The following is a 3,151-nucleotide window of genomic DNA, read 5'->3' on the forward strand; positions in this document are numbered from 1 at the left end:
GCGGTGAGGACGTCCGGGCCGCGTCCGAAGGCGAGCAGGTGGCCGGCGGCCGGGCCGACGGCGGTGAGCGGGCGGTGGGCGCCCAACTCCCTGGTGCGGCGCAGGTGCAGGGCGGTGGTGGTGAGGTGCAGCTTCTCCCGGGCCAGGTCGCCGGTGCGGGCGGTCGGCGAGTCGGTGAGCCGCACGGCCAGCGCGCCGAGGTCGACCGGGCGACGGTTGTCCGGGTCGACCAGGGTGTGGAGCGGCTCCTCGCTGCCCTGGTAGAGGTCCGGCACCCCGGGCACGGTGAGGTGCAGCAGGGCGGCGGCGAGCGTGTTGGAGCGGGCGTACGGGGCGAGCCCGGCCACGTACCCCTCGATCCGGGGCAGCAGCCCGGGGTTGCCGAAGACGCCGTGGACGCGGTCGGTGAGGGCGCGTTCGAAGCGGACGTCCTGGGTGGTCCAGGAGGTGCGGAGCTTCGCCTCGCGGGCCGCCTTGAGCACGGCGGCGACCAGCCGTTCCGGGGAGAGCGGCCAGCCGGCGACCAGGGTCTGCCAGAGCACCCAGTCGCTGTCCGGGTCGTGGCCCGGGCCGGAAGCGGAGCCGTAACCCGAGCCCGAGCCCGAACCCGAACCCGAGCCGTGCCCGGCCGCCGTCGACCAGGCCGCCGCCTCGGCGGCCCACTCCCGGGGCTGCTCGGCCAGCACGGCCAGCCGGGCCCGGGCGTCGGCGCTGCGCTTGGTGTCGTGGGTGGAGAGCACCGTCATGGTGTGCGGCCAGTGCCGTTCGACGTAGTGGCACCAGGCGTGGAAGTCCGCCGGCCGCACCCCGGGCCGGGCGGGCTCGCCGCCGACCTCGTTGAGGCTCAGCAGCGCGTTCCAGCGGTAGAAGGCGGTGTCCTCGACGCCCTTGGCGGCCACCGCGGCCGCGGTCTGCCCGAACCGGACGGCGAACTCGTCCTGCTCGGGCCCGCGCCCGAGCGCGCCCGCCGCGAGCTCGGCGACGAACCGGTCGGTGGCGTCGGTGGGCCCCTCGTCGGCCGCGCGGGCGGCGCGCAGCTGCTCGGCGGAGGTCTCCGGCAGCGGCTCCCCGGGGTGGACGTAGGGGCGGTACGCGGGGTAGCCGGTCAGCAGCCGGCCCAGTGCGGCGCGCAGCCGCTCCGGCGGGTGGTCGGCGTGCGCCGGGTGGGCGGCGCCGAGCCGGACGGCCAGCCGGACCAGCCGCTCCACCTCGGCGGACAGCTCGCCGCCGGGCCCGGTCATGTCGGCCCGACCCCGCCGGGCGGCGGCCAGCGCCGGGTGCGGATCGGCGCACGGTTCGCCGTGGTCCGGCCCGGCGGCTCCGTCGGGGGAGGCGGTCAGGAACGCCTGGTACGCCCCGGCCAGCCGGCAGGCGCCCGCGTGGTCGGTGAGCACCCCGTCGATCCGGCGCAGCGCGTCGTACCCGGTGGTGCCGGCGCAGGGCCAGTCGGCGGGCAGCCGCTCGTCGCCGGTGAGGATCTTCTCCACCACCGTGTAGGCCCCGCCGGTGGCCGCGGCCAGCCGCTCCAGGTAGCCGCGCGGGTCGGCGAGCCCGTCCGGGTGGTCGATCCGGAAGCCGTCCAGCACGCCTTCGCGGTGCAGCCGCAGCAGCACGCCGTGGGTGGCCTCGAACACCTCGGGGCGCTCGACCCGGACGGCGATCAGCTCGTTGACGGTGAAGAACCGCCGGTAGTTCAGCTCGGTGCGGGCCAGCCGCCACCAGGCCGGGCGGTACCACTGCCGGGCGAGCAGCTCGGGCAGCGGCAGCGTCTCGGTGCCGGGGCGCAGCGGCAGCACGTGGTCGTGGTAGCGGAGGGTGTCGCCGTCGACGGCCAGCTGGTCGAGCACGGCGCCTAGCCGGTCGCCGAGCAGGGGCAGCAGCACCCGGCCGCGTCCGGGGGCGTCCACCGGGCCCGGCTGGGCGGTCCAGTCGATGTCGAACCAGTCCGCGTACGGCGAGTCGGGGCCGTCCCGCAGCACCTCCCAGAGCGGCCGGTTGAGGTGCTCGGGGACGGGGACCGCCATGTGGTTGGGCACCACGTCGGCGATCAGCCGCAGCTGGTGCCGGTGCGCCTCGGCGGCCAGCGCCCGCAGTGCCTCCTCGCCGCCGAGCTGCTCGGATATCCGGCCGTGGTCGACGGTGTCGTAGCCGTGGGTGGAGCCGGGCGCGGCGGCCAGCAAGGGGGAGAGGTGCAGGTGGGAGACGCCGAGGGCGGCCAGGTAGGGGACGGCGGCGGTGGCGTCGTGCAGGGTGAAGCCGGGCTGGAGCTGGAGGCGGTAGCTGGCCGACGGCACGGCGGCGGGGGCGGCGGCCGGGCGGGACTGCGCGGGCTCGGCGGCGTGGGTCATGCCTCCATGCCTACCCGGCGGGGCGCTGGGGCAAGACCCGTTACTGGACCGAACAGGTGAGCGGGGCCTGTCGGGGGTGGGTGTGTGTGGGGGCGCTCAGTGCCCGCGGCGGCGCCACCCCCGGGGCACCGTGAAGTAGCCGGGACGCTGCAGCCCGCCGGCGCCGGAACGGCCGAGGCGGAGGATCCGGCCGTGCTCGGCCCGGGCGGCCCGCACCGCCTCGGCGGCGGCCGGGTCGGCCGCGTACTGGGCGAAGGAGCTGTTGAACATGGTCGGGCTCGGCTCCGCGACCGGTGTCCGGCCGGGCTCGTCCCAGGTCAGGCGCGCCCCCAGGGCCCCCGGCACGGACAGCGCGGGGAGCTCGCGCGGCGACCCGTCCGGGTGGCGGCCGCCGTCGCGGTAGTACGCCAGCGCGGCGGCGACCGAGCCGGGCGGGTGCGGCAGCCGGGGGTCGGCGTGCGCCCCGGTGCCCCAGTCGGCGACGGCCGCCGCGTCGATCCGGTGCAGCAGCTCCGGCGGGTCCAGTGCGGTGGCGTAGTAGGCGGTCGCGGCGAGCTGGCAGACCAGCTCCAGGCGGCGGCCCGGGTCGAGCCCGAGCCCGGGGGTGACCCGGCGGTCGTCCAGCTGGGCGACGACGAGGGTGACCCCGTCGACCGCGCCGAGCCGTTCGACCAGCCCCTCGACCAGGGCGCGTTCGGCGGCCCGGGCGGCCTCCGCCGCGGGGGTGCGGGTGCGTGCGAGCACCCACCGCTCCGGGGGCGGGCGCCGGACCGTCGCGTCCGCGACCCGCCCCGGGACGGAGA

Annotated in this window: 2 protein-coding genes; both read right to left on the reverse strand. The window is 77.8% G+C overall.

All coding sequences use genetic code 11. The features are described 5' to 3' along the window. Positions 1 to 2,348: malto-oligosyltrehalose synthase (gene treY, locus VR45_RS10205; RefSeq protein ID WP_045939371.1), on the reverse strand; the 2,348-nt coding region annotated here is incomplete at its 3' end. A 96-nt stretch (positions 2,349 to 2,444) separates the two neighbouring features. Then, on the reverse strand, positions 2,445 to 3,151 hold a 707-nt coding region (locus VR45_RS10210; RefSeq protein ID WP_234325917.1), incomplete at its 5' end, for a hypothetical protein.

Origin of the sequence: Streptomyces sp. NRRL S-495, assembly GCF_000966955.1 — a bacterium.
GTDB lineage: Bacteria > Actinomycetota > Actinomycetes > Streptomycetales > Streptomycetaceae > Kitasatospora > Kitasatospora purpeofusca.